Here is a 14214-nt window from a genome sequence, read left to right on the forward strand (position 1 = left end):
GCATTGGGATGGCGGACTCCCACCCCCGCATGGCTTAGGCTAGTGGGGTTGGGCGTCCGCCGCCCTTACGACTTACTACGCCGTAGGTCCACCGCACCGCACCCGCCCCGTCTCGGATCGGGGAGAGGGATGGTGCACCAGGAAACCCCGGCGAGAGAGGCCGAAGGCCAATTCATGACCATGACTGATCCGATCGCAGACATGCTCACGCGTCTGCGTAACGCGAACTCGGCGTACCACGACACCGTGACGATGCCGCACAGCAAGATCAAGTCTCACATCGCGGAAATCCTCCAGCAGGAGGGCTTCATCACGGGCTGGAAGGTCGAGGACGCCGAGGTCGGCAAGAACCTCGTCGTCGACCTCAAGTTCGGTCCGAACCGTGAGCGCTCCATCGCGGGCATCAAGCGGATCTCGAAGCCGGGCCTCCGGGTTTACGCGAAGTCCACCAACCTGCCGAAGGTCCTCGGCGGCCTGGGCGTGGCGATCATCTCCACGTCCCACGGTCTCCTGACCGGCCAGCAGGCGCAGAAGAAGGGCGTGGGTGGGGAAGTCCTCGCCTACGTCTGGTAGTCGGGAACGGAGGAATAGCAATGTCGCGAATCGGCAAGCTCCCCATCACGGTTCCCGCCGGCGTGGACGTCACCATCGAGGGCCGCACGGTCACGGTGAAGGGTTCCAAGGGCACCCTGAGCCACACCGTCGCCGCGCCGATCGAGATCGTCAAGGGCGAGGACGGCGTTCTGAACGTCACCCGTCCGAACGACGAGCGTCAGAACAAGGCCCTCCACGGCCTGTCCCGCACGCTGGTGGCCAACATGATCACCGGTGTGACCGCGGGGTACGTCAAGGCGCTCGAGATCAGCGGTGTCGGTTACCGCGTGGCCGCGAAGGGCTCCGGTCTGGAGTTCCAGCTCGGCTACAGCCACCCGATCCTGATCGAGGCGCCCGAGGGCATCTCGTTCAAGGTCGAGTCGCCGACCAAGTTCTCGGTCGAGGGCATCGACAAGCAGAAGGTCGGCGAGGTCGCCGCGAACATCCGCAAGCTGCGGAAGCCCGACCCGTACAAGGCCAAGGGCGTCAAGTACGCGGGCGAGGTCATCCGCCGCAAGGTCGGAAAGGCTGGTAAGTAAGCCATGGCATACGGTGTCAAGATCGCCAAGGGCGACGCTTACAAGCGCGCTGCGAAGGCGCGCCGTCACCTGCGCATCCGCAAGAACGTGTCGGGTACGGCGGAGCGTCCGCGCCTCGTCGTGACGCGTTCGAACCGCGGTATCACCGCGCAGGTCATCGACGACCTGAAGGGCCACACCGTGGCGTCGGCGTCCCACCTGGACGCCTCCGTCCGCGGCGGCGAGGGCTCCAAGTCCTCGCAGGCCCAGCAGGTCGGCGCCCTGGTCGCCGAGCGCGCCAAGGCCGCCGGTGTCGAGGCCGTCGTGTTCGACCGTGGTGGCAACAGGTACGCCGGGCGCATTGCCGCTCTGGCTGACGCCGCCCGCGAAGCCGGGCTGAAGTTCTAAGCCCCGGTTCCGGGACTAACGGACGTAACAGAGAGAGGTATTCCAATGGCTGGACCCCAGCGCCGCGGCAGCGGTGCCGGTGGCGGCGAGCGGCGGGACCGGAAGGGCCGCGACGGTGGCGCTGCCGCCGCCGAGAAGACCGCGTACGTTGAGCGCGTAGTCGCGATCAACCGCGTCGCCAAGGTTGTCAAGGGTGGTCGTCGTTTCAGCTTCACCGCGCTGGTCGTGGTGGGCGACGGTGACGGCACCGTGGGTGTCGGTTACGGCAAGGCCAAGGAGGTGCCGGCCGCCATCGCCAAGGGTGTTGAGGAGGCCAAGAAGCACTTCTTCAAGGTCCCCCGTATCCAGGGCACCATCCCCCACCCCATCCAGGGTGAGAAGGCCGCGGGCGTCGTCCTGCTCAAGCCTGCTTCCCCCGGTACCGGTGTGATCGCCGGTGGCCCGGTGCGCGCGGTTCTCGAGTGCGCCGGCGTCCACGACATCCTGTCGAAGTCGCTCGGCTCCGACAACGCGATCAACATCGTGCACGCGACCGTGGAGGCCCTCAAGGGCCTGCAGCGTCCCGAGGAGATCGCGGCTCGCCGTGGTCTGCCCCTCGAGGACGTCGCCCCCGCGGCTCTGCTTCGTGCGCGTGCGGGAGCGGGTGCGTAATGGCTCGCCTCAAGATCACGCAGACGAAGTCGTACATCGGCAGCAAGCAGAACCACCGCGACACGCTGCGTTCGCTCGGGCTCAAGCGCCTGAACGACGTGGTCGTCAAGGAGGACCGCCCCGAGTTCCGCGGCATGGTGCACACCGTCCGCCACCTCGTGACGGTTGAGGAGGTCGACTGATCATGGCGGAGAACAACCCGCTCAAGATCCACAACCTCCGTCCCGCCCCGGGCGCCAAGACCGCCAAGACCCGTGTGGGTCGTGGTGAGGCGTCGAAGGGTAAGACGGCCGGTCGTGGTACCAAGGGCACCAAGGCCCGTTACCAGGTTCCGGAGCGCTTCGAGGGTGGCCAGATGCCCCTCCACATGCGCCTCCCGAAGCTCAAGGGCTTCAAGAACCCGTTCCGCACCGAGTACCAGGTCGTGAACCTGGACAAGCTGGCCGCGCTCTACCCGCAGGGTGGCGAGGTCACGGTGGCCGATCTGGTCGCCAAGGGTGCGGTTCGTAAGAACCAGCTCGTCAAGGTGCTCGGCACCGGCGAGGTCTCCGTGGCGCTGCAGGTGACGGTCGACGCCGTCTCCGGCTCCGCCAAGGAGAAGATCGCCGCCGCCGGCGGCACCGTCACCGAGCTCGTCTGAGACGACTCGATGGCCTGAACATCCGACCGGGGATGCCTCCCAAAAGGGGCATCCCCGGTTGGTCGTTCCTAGGGGGGCATGGTCGCCGGTAAGGTGGCGTGCACCGTCCATGCTCATGCGGTATAGACCGCAGGAGCCGGGACTGATCCAATCAGTCATTGTCGAATCTCAAAACCGTCACCTCTGACGCATAGCGCGGGGGTCGCAGGAGGCACCGTGCTCACCGGCTTCGCCCGGGCGTTCAAGACGCCCGACCTGCGCAAGAAGCTGCTCTTCACGCTGGCGATCATCGTGCTGTACCGCCTCGGGGCCCACGTCCCCGTGCCCGGCGTCAGCTACGAGGCCGTCCAGATGTGCGTGGACCAGGCGAGCGAGGGCAACAACAGCCTGTTCGGCCTGGTGAACATGTTCAGTGGCGGCGCACTGCTGCAGATCACCATCTTCGCGCTCGGCATCATGCCGTACATCACGGCGAGCATCATCCTGCAGTTGCTCACCGTCGTGATCCCGCGTCTCGAAGCCCTCAAGAAGGAGGGCCAGAGCGGTACGGCGAAGATCACGCAGTACACCCGCTACCTGACGATCGCGCTCGCGGTCCTCCAGGGCACGGGCCTCGTGGCCACCGCCAAGAGCGGCGCCCTCTTCAGCGGCTGCAACGTCGCCGACCAGGTCGTCCCGAACCCCACGATCTTCACCATCGCCGTCATGGTCATCACCATGACCGCGGGTACCGCCATCGTGATGTGGCTCGGCGAGCTCATCACCGACCGCGGCATCGGCAACGGCATGTCGATCCTGATGTTCATCTCGATCGCCGCCGGCTTCCCGGGCGCCCTGTGGGCCATCAAGGAGAGCGGCAAGCTCGCCCAGGGCTGGATCGAGTTCGGCACCGTCATCCTGATCGGCTTCGTGATGGTGGCCCTCGTCGTCTTCGTCGAGCAGGCCCAGCGCCGCATCCCGGTGCAGTACGCGAAGCGCATGATCGGTCGCAGGTCGTACGGCGGTACGTCCACTTACATCCCGCTCAAGGTGAACCAGGCAGGTGTGATTCCTGTCATCTTCGCGTCGTCGCTGCTCTACATCCCGGCGCTGATCGCGCAGTTCTCCAGCTCGCAGGCGGGCTGGAAGACCTGGATCGAAGCCCACTTCGTCAAGGGTGACCACCCCTACTACATCGCGACGTACTTCCTCCTGATCGTGTTCTTCGCCTTCTTCTACGTGGCGATCTCGTTCAACCCCGAGGAAGTCGCCGACAACATGAAGAAGTATGGTGGCTTCATCCCGGGTATCCGGGCTGGTCGACCTACTGCCGAGTACCTGAGCTACGTGCTCAACCGGATCACTTGGCCGGGCTCGCTGTACTTGGGTCTGATCGCTCTTGTGCCGACGATGGCGTTGGCAGGCTTCGGCGGTGCCAATGCCAACTTCCCCTTCGGCGGGACGAGCATCCTCATCATCGTGGGTGTGGGGCTGGAGACCGTGAAGCAGATCGAGAGCCAGCTCCAGCAGCGCAATTACGAAGGGTTCCTCCGCTGATGCGAATCGTCCTCGTCGGACCGCCCGGGGCCGGCAAGGGAACGCAGGCCGCGTTCCTCGCCAAGAACCTGGCCATCCCGCACATCTCCACGGGTGACCTGTTCCGTGCCAACATCTCGCAGGGCACGGCGCTGGGCCTGGAGGCGAAGGGTTACATGGACCGGGGCGAGCTCGTCCCGGACGAGGTGACCATCGGGATGGCCAAGGACCGCATGGAGCAGGGCGACGCCGTCAACGGCTTCCTGCTCGACGGGTTCCCGCGCAACGTGGCTCAGGCCGAGGCCCTGGATGTCGTGCTGAAGGCCGACGACATGCAGCTGGACGCGGTCCTGGACCTGGAGGTCCCCGAGGACGAGGTCGTGAAGCGGATCGCGGGTCGCCGCATCTGCCGCAACGACTCCTCGCACGTCTTCCACGTCGAGTACAACGCCCCGAAGTCCGCGGGCGTCTGCGACACCTGTGGTGGCGAGCTCTACCAGCGTGCCGACGACTCCGAGGAGACCGTCCGCAAGCGGCTGGAGGTCTACCACACGCAGACCGAGCCGATCATCGACTACTACCGGGCGCAGAACCTGGTCGTGACGATCTCGGCGCTCGGCAAGGTGGACGAGGTCACGGCGCGCGCGATGGCCGCGCTCAAGAAGTAACCCCACGCTCACGCGGTACGGCCGCGGTGCCCCTCACGGGCGCCGCGGCCGTATCGTTGTTCTGTCCCCGTACCCGTTGGAAAGGCCCCCGTCACGATGGTGCAGATCAAGACCCCCGAGCAGATCGCGAAGATGCGCGAGGCGGGGCTGGTCGTCGCCGCCATCCACGCGGCGACCCGCGAGGCCGCGGTGCCGGGCGCCACGACGAAGGACCTGGACGAGGTCGCGCGCAAGGTGATCGCCGACCACGGGGCGAAGTCGAACTTCCTCGGCTACGGCGGTTTCCCCGCCACCATCTGCACCTCGGTCAACGAGGTCGTCGTCCACGGCATCCCGGACGAGAAGACCGTTCTCAAGGACGGCGACATCATCTCCATCGACGCCGGCGCGATCGTCGACGGCTGGCACGGCGACGCCGCGTACACCGCCTTCGTCGGCACCGGTCACGCCCCGGAGCTCGTCGAGCTGTCCCGGGTGACCGAGGGGTCGATGTGGGCCGGCATCGCCGCGATGCGGGTGGGCGCGCGCCTGGTCGACATCTCGAAGGCGATCGAGTCGTACATCAAGCGCCAGCCGCGGCCCGCCGCCGGCGACCACAGCCTCGGCCGGTACGGCATCGTCGAGGACTACGGCGGCCACGGCATCGGCACCGAGATGCACATGGACCCGCACCTCCTGAACTACGTCTCCCGCAAGCGCGGCAAGGGCCCGAAGCTGGTCCCCGGCTTCTGCCTGGCGATCGAGCCGATGGTCTCCCTCGGCACCCCGCGCACGGAGGTCCTGGAGGACGACTGGACCGTCGTCTCCACCGACGGCACCTGGTCCTCCCACTGGGAGCACAGCGTCGCCCTCACCGAGGAGGGCCCCCTGGTCCTCACCGCGGTCGACGGCGGCAAGGCGAAGCTCGCGGAGCTCGGCGTCACGGCGGCGCCGGACCCGCTGGCGTAGTCGTCGTTCCCGCGGGGCGAGCCCGGGGTGCACCTCGGCGTCCGGCCTCGGCCCGCTCGCCCGCGAGCGGTGCGTGAGGAGGGGGAGCCTCGCCGGCGTAATGATCTTCCGCGTTGGGCAGATTCCTCGGATTCGTCTTTTCGTAGGGCCTGACGTAGACTGATGCGTCGGCTCTCGTGTACCCGTGTGTCCGCACCGGGGAGTGAGAGTCGATCAAGGTAGCCGATTCGAAGGGCGAAGCGTGGCCAAGAAGCAAGGTGCCATCGAGATCGAGGGCACCGTGATCGAGTCCCTGCCGAACGCCATGTTCAAGGTGGAGCTCCAGAACGGTCACAAGGTCCTCGCGCACATCTCCGGCAAGATGCGGATGCACTACATCCGTATCCTCCCGGACGACCGGGTCGTCGTGGAGCTCTCTCCGTACGACCTGACGCGTGGCCGGATCGTCTACCGGTACAAGTAGATCTTGCCCGCACCCCGCCTCCGCGCGCGGGTGGTGGCACTGACCCGGAGAACCTCACATCCCATGAAGGTCAAGCCGAGCGTCAAGAAGATCTGCGACAAGTGCAAGGTGATCCGCCGTCACGGCCGGGTCATGGTCATCTGCGACAACCTGCGCCACAAGCAGCGCCAGGGCTGACGCACGCCGACCGACCTGCATTTCGCAGTTCTTCGCGCGACGCATAGCAATACGTACATACGCAGAGCCCGTCCGGCCGTGATCCACGGCTGACGGCACCTCCGGCGGGGGCCGGGGACCCGACCTGTACCTCATACGGCAGCCGGGAACGGTTCTGCAGCAGACCCCCGAGAACACAGGAGCCATTGAATGGCACGCGTTTCCGGTGTTGACATCCCGCGCGAGAAGCGCGTGGTGGTCGCACTCACCTACGTCTTCGGCATCGGGCGTACCCGGTCCGAGGAGATTCTCGCCGCGACCGGCGTGAACCCGTCCACCCGTGTCCGCGACCTTGCCGAGGAAGACCTCGTCAAGATCCGCGAGTACGTGGACGCCAACCTCCAGACCGAGGGTGACCTCCGCCGCGAGATCGCCGCCGACATCCGCCGCAAGGTCGAGATCGGCTGCTACCAGGGTCTTCGCCACCGTCGTGGCCTGCCCGTCCGCGGTCAGCGCACCAGCACGAACGCTCGTACCCGCAAGGGCCCGCGTCGCGCCATCGCCGGCAAGAAGAAGCCGGGCAAGAAGTAGTCCTCAGCGGACGCTCGACCAAGCGGTCTTCGCTGTAGGACCGACCACCTCCCGTAGGAGTAAGAGATGCCCCCCAAGGGTCGTCAGGGCGCTGCCAAGAAGGTGCGCCGCAAGGAAAAGAAGAACGTCGCTCACGGCCACGCGCACATCAAGAGCACGTTCAACAACACGATCGTCTCGATCACGGACCCCTCGGGCAACGTGATCTCCTGGGCCTCCGCCGGCCACGTCGGCTTCAAGGGCTCGCGCAAGTCCACCCCCTTCGCCGCGCAGATGGCCGCCGAGTCGGCCGCCCGCCGCGCGCAGGAGCACGGCATGCGCAAGGTCGACGTCTTCGTCAAGGGTCCCGGCTCCGGCCGTGAGACCGCGATCCGCTCCCTCCAGGCCACCGGCCTCGAGGTCGGCTCGATCCAGGACGTCACCCCCACGCCGCACAACGGCTGCCGTCCCCCCAAGCGCCGCCGCGTCTGACGCACGGCCTGCTTGACCAGGGCTTTCGGGCGGTGCGCCTCTCTTCGAGGCGTACCGCCCGTACCCTTGTGCAGTAGCAACACCGGGCTCCGCCCGGTGCCTGTCGGACGTCAAATAGTGGGCGTCCACGACTGAAGGAACACACATGCTTATCGCTCAGCGTCCGTCGCTGACCGAAGAGGTCGTCGACGAGTTCCGCTCCCGGTTCGTGATCGAGCCGCTGGAGCCGGGCTTCGGTTACACCCTCGGCAACAGCCTCCGCCGTACCCTCCTCTCCTCGATCCCGGGTGCCGCTGTCACCAGCATCCGCATCGACGGTGTCCTGCACGAGTTCACCACCGTGCCGGGCGTCAAGGAGGACGTCACCGACCTCATCCTCAACATCAAGCAGCTGGTCGTCTCCTCGGAGCACGACGAGCCGGTCGTGATGTACCTGCGCAAGCAGGGCCCGGGTCTGGTCACCGCCGCCGACATCGCGCCCCCGGCCGGTGTCGAGGTGCACAACCCCGACCTCGTCCTGGCGACCCTGAACGCCAAGGGCAAGCTGGAGATGGAGCTGACCGTCGAGCGCGGTCGCGGCTACGTCTCCGCCGTCCAGAACAAGCAGGTGGGCCAGGAGATCGGCCGTATTCCGGTCGACTCCATCTACTCGCCGGTTCTCAAGGTCACCTACAAGGTCGAGGCGACCCGAGTCGAGCAGCGCACCGACTTCGACAAGCTCATCGTCGACGTCGAGACCAAGCAGGCCATGCGCCCGCGCGACGCCATGGCGTCCGCCGGCAAGACCCTGGTCGAGCTGTTCGGTCTCGCCCGCGAGCTGAACATCGACGCCGAGGGCATCGACATGGGCCCGTCCCCCACGGACGCCGCCCTGGCCGCCGACCTCGCGCTGCCGATCGAGGAGCTGGAGCTCACCGTCCGCTCCTACAACTGCCTCAAGCGCGAGGGCATCCACTCCGTGGGTGAGCTCGTGGCGCGTTCCGAGGCCGACCTGCTCGACATCCGCAACTTCGGTGCGAAGTCGATCGACGAGGTCAAGGCGAAGCTGGCCGGCATGGGCCTCGCGCTCAAGGACAGCCCGCCCGGATTCGACCCGACCGCCGCCGCGGACGCCTTCGGCGCCGACGACGACGCGGACGCGGGCTTCGTCGAGACCGAGCAGTACTAAGAGCTCGGGCCCTTCGGGTCCGTACTCGGGTGCGGGTGGACCGTGGCTGGTCGCGCAGTTCCCCGCACCCCTTCCGGGGCCCTGCCCCGGTCTCCGACGGGTGACCGCCCGCTCGGACACTGACACCGGTACCTCATACGGCCGGTGCAGATCACAAGGAGAAACACCATGCCGCGTCCCGCGAAGGGTGCCCGCCTCGGCGGTTCCGCCGCTCACGAGAAGCTGCTGCTCGCCAACCTGGCGAAGTCGCTGTTCGAGCACGGCCGCATCACGACGACCGAGGCCAAGGCCCGCCGTCTGCGTCCCGTCGCCGAGCGCCTGATCACCAAGGCGAAGAAGGGCGACATCCACAACCGTCGCCTGGTGCTGCAGACGATCACCGACAAGGGCATCGTCCACACCCTCTTCACCGAGATCGCCCCGCGCTACTCGGAGCGTCCGGGTGGCTACACCCGCATCACCAAGATCGGCAACCGTCGTGGCGACAACGCCCCGATGGCCGTGATCGAGCTGGTCGAGGGCGAGATCGCCAAGAAGGCGACCGTCGCCGAGGCCGAGGCCGCCACCAAGCGCGCCGTCAAGGAGGCCGACGAGGCCCCCGCCGCCGAGGCGACCGAGGGCGAGGCGAAGGACGCGTAAGCGTTCTTCCGACGTTTCTCGCGGACGGGCCCGTACCCCCTGGGGTGCGGGCCCGTTCCCGTGTGTCTGAGAGGATCTTCTGGTGAGTGATGACGTGCAGCCCGGGTTCGTACGGGTGCGGCTGGACCTTTCGTACGACGGCCGGGACTTCTCCGGCTGGGCCAAGCAGGCCCGCGGGCAGCGGACCGTGCAGGGCGAGATCGAGTCCGCGCTGAAGACCGTGACGCGGTCCCCGGAGACGTTCGAGCTGACCGTCGCCGGCCGGACCGACGCCGGGGTGCACGCGCGCGGCCAGGTCGCCCACGTGGACCTGCCGGAGGAGCTGTGGCGGGAGCACCGCGAGAAGCTGCTGCGGCGGCTCGCGGGGCGGCTGTCGCACGACGTCCGGGTGTGGAGCGTCGCCGAGGCCCCCGAGGGCTTCAACGCCCGCTTCTCCGCGATCTGGCGCCGGTACGCCTACCGGGTCACCGACCACCCCGGCGGGGTCGACCCGCTGCTGCGCGGCCATGTGCTCTGGCACGACTGGACGCTCGACATGGACGCCATGAACGAGGCGGCGGCCGCGCTGATCGGTGAGCACGACTTCGCCGCCTACTGCAAGAAGCGCGAGGGCGCCACCACCATCCGCACCCTCCAGGAACTGCGCTGGGAGCGGCGGCCCGACGGCATTCTGGAGGCCACGGTCAAGGCCGACGCCTTCTGCCACAACATGGTCCGCTCGCTCGTCGGCGCGCTGCTCTTCGTCGGCGACGGGCACCGGCCGGTCGAGTGGCCGGGGAAGGTGCTGGCGGCCGGGGTGCGGGACTCCGCCGTCCACGTCGTCCGCCCCCACGGCCTCACCCTCGAAGAGGTCGGCTACCCCGCCGACGACCAGCTCGCCGCCCGCAGCCGCGAGGCCCGCAACAAGCGGACCCTCCCCGGCGCGGGCTGCTGCTGAGACCGGGCGCCGCTACCGCGGCGGGGCGGAGGAGGCGGCCGCCGCCTTCGCCTGGCTCTTGCCGCGGGCGTAGATCTGGTTGAAGACGAAGGTGCCGAGGTCGTCGCTGGCCTGGAAGACGGGCTTGTCCCCGGTGGTGACCTTCTTGCCGCTCGTGAAGCCGGCCTGGGTGAAGTAGGCGTAGCGGCCGACCGAGTTGGCGCGGCGCAGGCAGACGGTGGCGTGGCAGAAGTTCGTCACGCCCTTGCCGGCGAGGGGCGCGATGCCGCCGGTGGCCTGCTTCTTCGCGGCCAGCGCCGCCTTCTCCGAGGGGAAGACGGCCAGGCCGACCGTGATCGCCACGCCGTCCTTGACGTAGGTCGCGCGCAGGACGCGCTCGCAGCCGTTCTTCTGGAGGACGGATCCGAGGCCGCCCGTGGTGACCGAGGCGCAGTTCTTCGTCGCGGAGGTCGCGCCCTTCTTGTAGGGGCGGCCGAACATGGTGAGCTTCGAGCCGGGGTACAGCCCCTCGGCGGTCAGCGGCGCCGTGTCCTTCTTCGGATCGGTGATGTAGTCCTTCGGGTCCGGCGGGGGCGGCGGGGCCACGGAGGAGAAGGTCGGGGCGGGGGTGGGGGAGTCCGTCGTGGTGACGGCGCCCGTCGGGGTCGGTCCGCCGTTCTTGGCCTCGTCGTTCTTCTTGTTGGTCGCCACGACGGCGGTGGCGACGATCGCGCCCACGGCGACGGTCGCGAGGACACCGCCCGCGATCATCAGCCGGCGCTTGCGGCGGCCGCCCGCGGCCGAGGCGTCCGCGAGGGCGCCCCAGTCAGGGGTGTCGCCGCCGCCCTGGCCGCCCGCGAAGGGATCCTGCGGCGGCGGGTAGCCGTACCCGTGCTGCTGCCCGTTCCCCTGCGGCGGCGGGTAGCCGTACCCGTGCTGCGGCTGCCCGTGCGGCCCCTGCTGCGGGGGGTACCCGTATCCCCCTTGCTGCTGCCCGTTCCCCTGCGGGGGCGGGTAGCCGTAGCCGGACTGCCCGTTCCCCTGCGGGGGCGGGTAGCCGTAACCGGGCTGCCCGTTCCCCTGCTGCCCCTGCTGCTGCGGCTCCTGTGGCCACTGCGGTCCCCCAAAGCTCATGCCGCGCATCCTAATCCGCTTGGGAGAACCGGACGCGGGCGGTGACAATGCACCTCATGGGACATGTCGAGGCCGCGCATCTGGAGTACTACCTTCCCGACGGGAGGGTCCTGCTCGGGGACGCCTCCTTCCGGGTGGGGGAGGGCGCCGTCGTCGCGCTCGTCGGGGCCAACGGCGCCGGCAAGACCACCTTGCTGCGGATGATCGCGGGAGACCTCCAGCCGCACGGCGGCTCCGTCACCGTCAGCGGCGGGCTCGGCGTGATGCCGCAGTTCATCGGCTCCGTACGGGACGAGTCGACCGTCCGCGACCTGCTCGTCTCCGTGGCGCACCCGCGGATCCGGGAGGCGGCGAAGGCGGTCGACGAGGCCGAGCACCTGATCATGACCGTCGACGACGAGGCCGCGCAGATGAAGTACGCGCAGGCGCTCTCCGACTGGGCCGAGGTGCAGGGGTACGAGGCGGAGACGCTGTGGGACATCTGCACCATGGCCGCGCTGGGCATGCCGTACGACAAGGCGCAGTTCCGTCAGGTGCGGACGCTCTCCGGCGGTGAGCAGAAGCGGCTCGTCCTGGAGTCGCTGCTGCGCGGCGGCGACGAGGTGCTGCTCCTCGACGAGCCGGACAACTACCTGGACGTGCCCGGCAAGCGCTGGCTGGAGGAGCGGCTGCGGGAGACCCGCAAGACCGTGCTCTTCATCTCCCACGACCGGGAGCTGCTGTCGCGGGCCGCGCAGAAGATCATCGCGGTGGAGCCCGGGGTGGCCGGATCCGACGTGTGGGTGCACGGCGGCGGCTTCGACACCTTCCACGACGCGCGGCGCGAGCGGTTCGCCCGCTTCGAGGAGCTGAAGCGGCGCTGGGAGGAGAAGCACGCGCAGCTGAAGAAGCTGGTCGTCACCCTGCGGCAGGCGGCCGCGGTCAGCCACGAGATGGCGTCCCGGTACGCCGCCGCCCAGACGCGGCTGCGGAAGTACGAGGAGGCCGGACCGCCGCCGGAGCCGCCGCGCGAGCAGGACATCCGGATGCGGCTGCGCGGCGGCCGCACCGGCGTCAGGGCCGTGACCTGCGAGAACCTTGAGCTCACCGGTCTGATGAAGCCCTTCTCCCTGGAGATCTTCTACGGGGAGCGGGTCGGCGTCCTGGGCTCGAACGGCTCCGGCAAGTCCCACTTCCTGCGCCTCCTCGCCGGTGACCCGTCGGTGGCCCACACGGGTACGTGGAAGCTGGGCGCGCGGGTCGTCCCCGGGCACTTCGCCCAGACCCACGCGCACCCCGAGCTCGCCGGGCGCCCGCTGGTCGACATCCTGTGGACCGAGCACGCCAGGGACCGGGGCGCGGCGATGTCGATGCTGCGCCGGTACGAGCTGGAGCGGCAGGGCGACCAGCCCTTCGACAAGCTCTCCGGCGGCCAGCAGGCCCGCTTCCAGATCCTGCTCCTGGAGCTGGCCGGAACCACGGCGCTCCTCCTGGACGAGCCGACGGACAACCTGGACCTGGAGTCGGCGGAGGCCCTCCAGGACGGTCTGGAGTCGTACGAGGGCACGGTCCTGGCCGTCACCCACGACCGCTGGTTCGCGAAGAGCTTCGACCGCTTCCTGGTCTTCGGCTCGGACGGCGTCGTGCGGGAGTCGACCGAGCCGGTGTGGGACGAGCGGCGGGTCGACCGGGCGCGGTAGGGGTGCCCCTTGCGGGCCCCGATCGGGTGCGGTAGGGGCCCCTACGGGACCCGACCGGGCGGGATCGGGGCCGCTACGGGACCAGGACCAGGCGCCCGCGGAGGCCGCCCCCGGCCAGGCGGCGGTGGGCCTTCGCCGCTTCCGCCAGGGGCAGGGTCTCCGCGACGCGCGGGGTGAGGACGCCCTCTTCGGCCAGCGAGGCCAGCCGGGTCAGGCCGGTGCGGTCCGCGCGGACCCAGACCGGGGCGACCCGGATGCCCCGCAGGGGGTACGGGGCGCCGCCGGCGACCAGGGCGGCGAAGGCGCCGCCGGTACGGACCGCGTCCAGGGCCGCCGCGCCCAGGACGGCGGCGTCCAGCGCCGCGGCCACGCCGCCGGGGACCAGGGCGCGGACCTCCTCGCCGAGGCGCCCCGCGCCCGCGGGCACGAAGAGCGCGGCGCCCAGCTCCCGTACGGGCGTCTCGTCGGCGGCACGGGCCGTCGCCACCACCCGGAGGCCGCGCGCGGCGGCCAGCTGCACCGCGTAGCCGCCGACCGCGCCGGCCGCTCCGGTGACCAGCAGCGTCTCGCCGCCGGTCAGCGCGAGGGCGTCCAGGGCCTGGAGGGCGGTCAGGCCGGCCAGCGGCAGGGTCGCGGCGGCCACCGGGTCGAGCCCCGCCGGGGCGGGCACCACCGCGTGGGCGTCCAGGACGACCTGCTCGGCCTGGGTGCCGAGGGGCACGTCGAGCCGGTCGTTCATGCCGATGACCCGGTCGCCAGGGCGCACGTGGGCGACGTCGGGGCCGGTCTCCTCGACCACCCCGGCCACGTCCCAGCCGAGCCCGAGGCGGCCGCCGCCGCTCATCACCCCGGCCTCGGCGAGGACGCCGGCGCGGGTGGCGAGGTCCACCGGGTGGACGGTGGCGGCCTCGACCCGCACCCGCACCCGCCCGGGGCCGGCGGCGGGGACGGGGACGTCGGCGATCCGCAGGACCTCCGGGCCGCCGAAGGAGTCGAGGACGAGTGCGCGCATGGGAGGGGCCTTTCGCGGGACGGCGGGCGGATGTGAGGCTCCT

At 69.4% G+C, this 14214-nt stretch carries 19 protein-coding genes; 17 read left to right on the forward strand and 2 right to left on the reverse strand.

The window, feature by feature from the left end; all coding sequences use genetic code 11:
* The first annotated feature begins 174 nt into the window (after positions 1 to 174).
* The 16 genes from rpsH to truA all read left to right on the forward strand — a co-directional run bounded on the left by rpsH (position 175) and on the right by truA (position 10367).
* Positions 175 to 573, forward strand: a complete 399-nt coding sequence (gene rpsH / locus ACFYT9_RS09075; protein ID WP_030759363.1) for a 30S ribosomal protein S8 — start codon at positions 175 to 177, stop codon at positions 571 to 573.
* A 20-nt stretch (positions 574 to 593) separates the two neighbouring features.
* Positions 594 to 1133, forward strand: coding sequence for a 50S ribosomal protein L6 (rplF, locus tag ACFYT9_RS09080; RefSeq protein WP_376598796.1), 540 nt, complete (start codon positions 594 to 596; stop codon positions 1131 to 1133).
* A 3-nt stretch (positions 1134 to 1136) separates the two neighbouring features.
* Positions 1137 to 1520 carry a 50S ribosomal protein L18 gene (rplR, locus tag ACFYT9_RS09085; RefSeq protein ID WP_376598794.1) on the forward strand — a complete coding sequence of 128 codons (384 nt, stop codon included), beginning with the start codon at positions 1137 to 1139 and terminating at the stop codon, positions 1518 to 1520.
* A 45-nt stretch (positions 1521 to 1565) separates the two neighbouring features.
* On the forward strand, positions 1566 to 2171 hold the full coding sequence (rpsE, locus tag ACFYT9_RS09090) for a 30S ribosomal protein S5 (RefSeq protein ID WP_030201551.1): 606 nt from the start codon (positions 1566 to 1568) through the stop codon (positions 2169 to 2171).
* The gene (gene rpmD / locus ACFYT9_RS09095) at positions 2171 to 2353 is read left to right on the forward strand and encodes a 50S ribosomal protein L30 (protein ID WP_005313525.1); all 183 of its coding nucleotides are present in this window, start codon (positions 2171 to 2173) and stop codon (positions 2351 to 2353) included. Before rpsE ends, rpmD begins: the two co-directional genes overlap by 1 nt.
* A gap of 2 nt (positions 2354 to 2355) precedes the next feature.
* Positions 2356 to 2811 carry a 50S ribosomal protein L15 gene (gene rplO / locus ACFYT9_RS09100; RefSeq protein ID WP_030494264.1) on the forward strand — a complete coding sequence of 152 codons (456 nt, stop codon included), beginning with the start codon at positions 2356 to 2358 and terminating at the stop codon, positions 2809 to 2811.
* Positions 2812 to 3027: 216 nt separating this feature from the next.
* Complete coding sequence (gene secY, locus ACFYT9_RS09105; protein ID WP_387271355.1) at positions 3028 to 4347, forward strand: preprotein translocase subunit SecY; 1320 nt, start codon at positions 3028 to 3030, stop codon at positions 4345 to 4347.
* Positions 4347 to 4994 (forward strand): adenylate kinase, encoded by a 648-nt coding sequence (locus ACFYT9_RS09110; protein WP_376598791.1) that lies wholly within the window; start codon positions 4347 to 4349, stop codon positions 4992 to 4994. The genes secY and ACFYT9_RS09110 overlap by 1 nt, the downstream gene beginning before the upstream one ends.
* Positions 4995 to 5090: 96 nt before the next feature.
* Entirely contained in the window at positions 5091 to 5942 is an 852-nt protein-coding gene (map, locus tag ACFYT9_RS09115; RefSeq protein ID WP_376602564.1) for a type I methionyl aminopeptidase, read from the forward strand.
* Positions 5943 to 6183: 241 nt separating this feature from the next.
* Positions 6184 to 6405, forward strand: coding sequence for a translation initiation factor IF-1 (gene infA, locus ACFYT9_RS09120; protein WP_003956442.1), 222 nt, complete (start codon positions 6184 to 6186; stop codon positions 6403 to 6405).
* A 63-nt stretch (positions 6406 to 6468) separates the two neighbouring features.
* On the forward strand, positions 6469 to 6582 hold the full coding sequence (gene rpmJ, locus ACFYT9_RS09125; RefSeq protein ID WP_003956441.1) for a 50S ribosomal protein L36: 114 nt from the start codon (positions 6469 to 6471) through the stop codon (positions 6580 to 6582).
* Positions 6583 to 6771: 189 nt separating this feature from the next.
* Positions 6772 to 7152 carry a 30S ribosomal protein S13 gene (gene rpsM, locus ACFYT9_RS09130; protein ID WP_015035595.1) on the forward strand — a complete coding sequence of 127 codons (381 nt, stop codon included), beginning with the start codon at positions 6772 to 6774 and terminating at the stop codon, positions 7150 to 7152.
* Positions 7153 to 7218: 66 nt separating this feature from the next.
* A complete protein-coding gene (gene rpsK / locus ACFYT9_RS09135) occupies positions 7219 to 7623 on the forward strand; it encodes a 30S ribosomal protein S11 (protein ID WP_003956432.1) in 405 nt (134 codons plus the stop codon).
* Between the two features lie 145 nt (positions 7624 to 7768).
* On the forward strand, positions 7769 to 8791 hold the full coding sequence (locus tag ACFYT9_RS09140; protein ID WP_004946635.1) for a DNA-directed RNA polymerase subunit alpha: 1023 nt from the start codon (positions 7769 to 7771) through the stop codon (positions 8789 to 8791).
* A 168-nt stretch (positions 8792 to 8959) separates the two neighbouring features.
* Entirely contained in the window at positions 8960 to 9430 is a 471-nt protein-coding gene (rplQ, locus tag ACFYT9_RS09145) for a 50S ribosomal protein L17 (protein WP_359162191.1), read from the forward strand.
* An 82-nt stretch (positions 9431 to 9512) separates the two neighbouring features.
* Positions 9513 to 10367: a tRNA pseudouridine(38-40) synthase TruA gene (gene truA, locus ACFYT9_RS09150; RefSeq protein ID WP_389161927.1), complete on the forward strand. Its 855-nt coding sequence runs from the start codon at positions 9513 to 9515 to the stop codon at positions 10365 to 10367.
* Between the two features lie 12 nt (positions 10368 to 10379).
* Here the strand turns inward: truA and ACFYT9_RS09155 are convergent, their stop codons facing one another.
* Positions 10380 to 11480 (reverse strand): hypothetical protein, encoded by a 1101-nt coding sequence (locus tag ACFYT9_RS09155; RefSeq protein WP_389161929.1) that lies wholly within the window; start codon positions 11478 to 11480, stop codon positions 10380 to 10382.
* A 56-nt stretch (positions 11481 to 11536) separates the two neighbouring features.
* Here ACFYT9_RS09155 and ACFYT9_RS09160 point away from each other — a divergent pair, with 56 nt between their 5' ends.
* Positions 11537 to 13159, forward strand: coding sequence for an ABC-F family ATP-binding cassette domain-containing protein (locus tag ACFYT9_RS09160; RefSeq protein WP_376602560.1), 1623 nt, complete (start codon positions 11537 to 11539; stop codon positions 13157 to 13159).
* A gap of 73 nt (positions 13160 to 13232) precedes the next feature.
* Here ACFYT9_RS09160 and ACFYT9_RS09165 read toward each other — a convergent pair whose 3' ends face one another.
* A complete protein-coding gene (locus ACFYT9_RS09165; RefSeq protein ID WP_389161931.1) occupies positions 13233 to 14171 on the reverse strand; it encodes an NADP-dependent oxidoreductase in 939 nt (312 codons plus the stop codon).
* Positions 14172 to 14214 lie beyond the last annotated feature (43 nt).

Origin of the sequence: Streptomyces sp. NPDC004435, assembly GCF_042873895.1 — a bacterium.
Lineage (GTDB): Bacteria > Actinomycetota > Actinomycetes > Streptomycetales > Streptomycetaceae > Streptomyces.

Excerpts from the sequence above, each read along its gene's own strand:
- rpsH (WP_030759363.1), top strand. The coding sequence starts at position 175 with ATGACCATGACTGATCCGATCGCAGACATGCTCACGCGTCTGCGTAAC.
- rplF (WP_376598796.1), top strand. The coding sequence starts at position 594 with ATGTCGCGAATCGGCAAGCTCCCCATCACGGTTCCCGCCGGCGTGGAC.
- rplR (WP_376598794.1), top strand. The coding sequence starts at position 1,137 with ATGGCATACGGTGTCAAGATCGCCAAGGGCGACGCTTACAAGCGCGCT.
- rpsE (WP_030201551.1), top strand. The coding sequence starts at position 1,566 with ATGGCTGGACCCCAGCGCCGCGGCAGCGGTGCCGGTGGCGGCGAGCGG.
- rpmD (WP_005313525.1), top strand. The coding sequence starts at position 2,171 with ATGGCTCGCCTCAAGATCACGCAGACGAAGTCGTACATCGGCAGCAAG.
- rplO (WP_030494264.1), top strand. The coding sequence starts at position 2,356 with ATGGCGGAGAACAACCCGCTCAAGATCCACAACCTCCGTCCCGCCCCG.
- ACFYT9_RS09110 (WP_376598791.1), top strand. The coding sequence starts at position 4,347 with ATGCGAATCGTCCTCGTCGGACCGCCCGGGGCCGGCAAGGGAACGCAG.
- map (WP_376602564.1), top strand. The coding sequence starts at position 5,091 with ATGGTGCAGATCAAGACCCCCGAGCAGATCGCGAAGATGCGCGAGGCG.
- rpmJ (WP_003956441.1), top strand. The coding sequence starts at position 6,469 with ATGAAGGTCAAGCCGAGCGTCAAGAAGATCTGCGACAAGTGCAAGGTG.
- rpsM (WP_015035595.1), top strand. The coding sequence starts at position 6,772 with ATGGCACGCGTTTCCGGTGTTGACATCCCGCGCGAGAAGCGCGTGGTG.
- rpsK (WP_003956432.1), top strand. The coding sequence starts at position 7,219 with ATGCCCCCCAAGGGTCGTCAGGGCGCTGCCAAGAAGGTGCGCCGCAAG.
- ACFYT9_RS09140 (WP_004946635.1), top strand. The coding sequence starts at position 7,769 with ATGCTTATCGCTCAGCGTCCGTCGCTGACCGAAGAGGTCGTCGACGAG.
- rplQ (WP_359162191.1), top strand. The coding sequence starts at position 8,960 with ATGCCGCGTCCCGCGAAGGGTGCCCGCCTCGGCGGTTCCGCCGCTCAC.
- ACFYT9_RS09155 (WP_389161929.1), bottom strand. The coding sequence starts at position 11,480 with ATGAGCTTTGGGGGACCGCAGTGGCCACAGGAGCCGCAGCAGCAGGGG.
- ACFYT9_RS09160 (WP_376602560.1), top strand. The coding sequence starts at position 11,537 with ATGGGACATGTCGAGGCCGCGCATCTGGAGTACTACCTTCCCGACGGG.
- ACFYT9_RS09165 (WP_389161931.1), bottom strand. The coding sequence starts at position 14,171 with ATGCGCGCACTCGTCCTCGACTCCTTCGGCGGCCCGGAGGTCCTGCGG.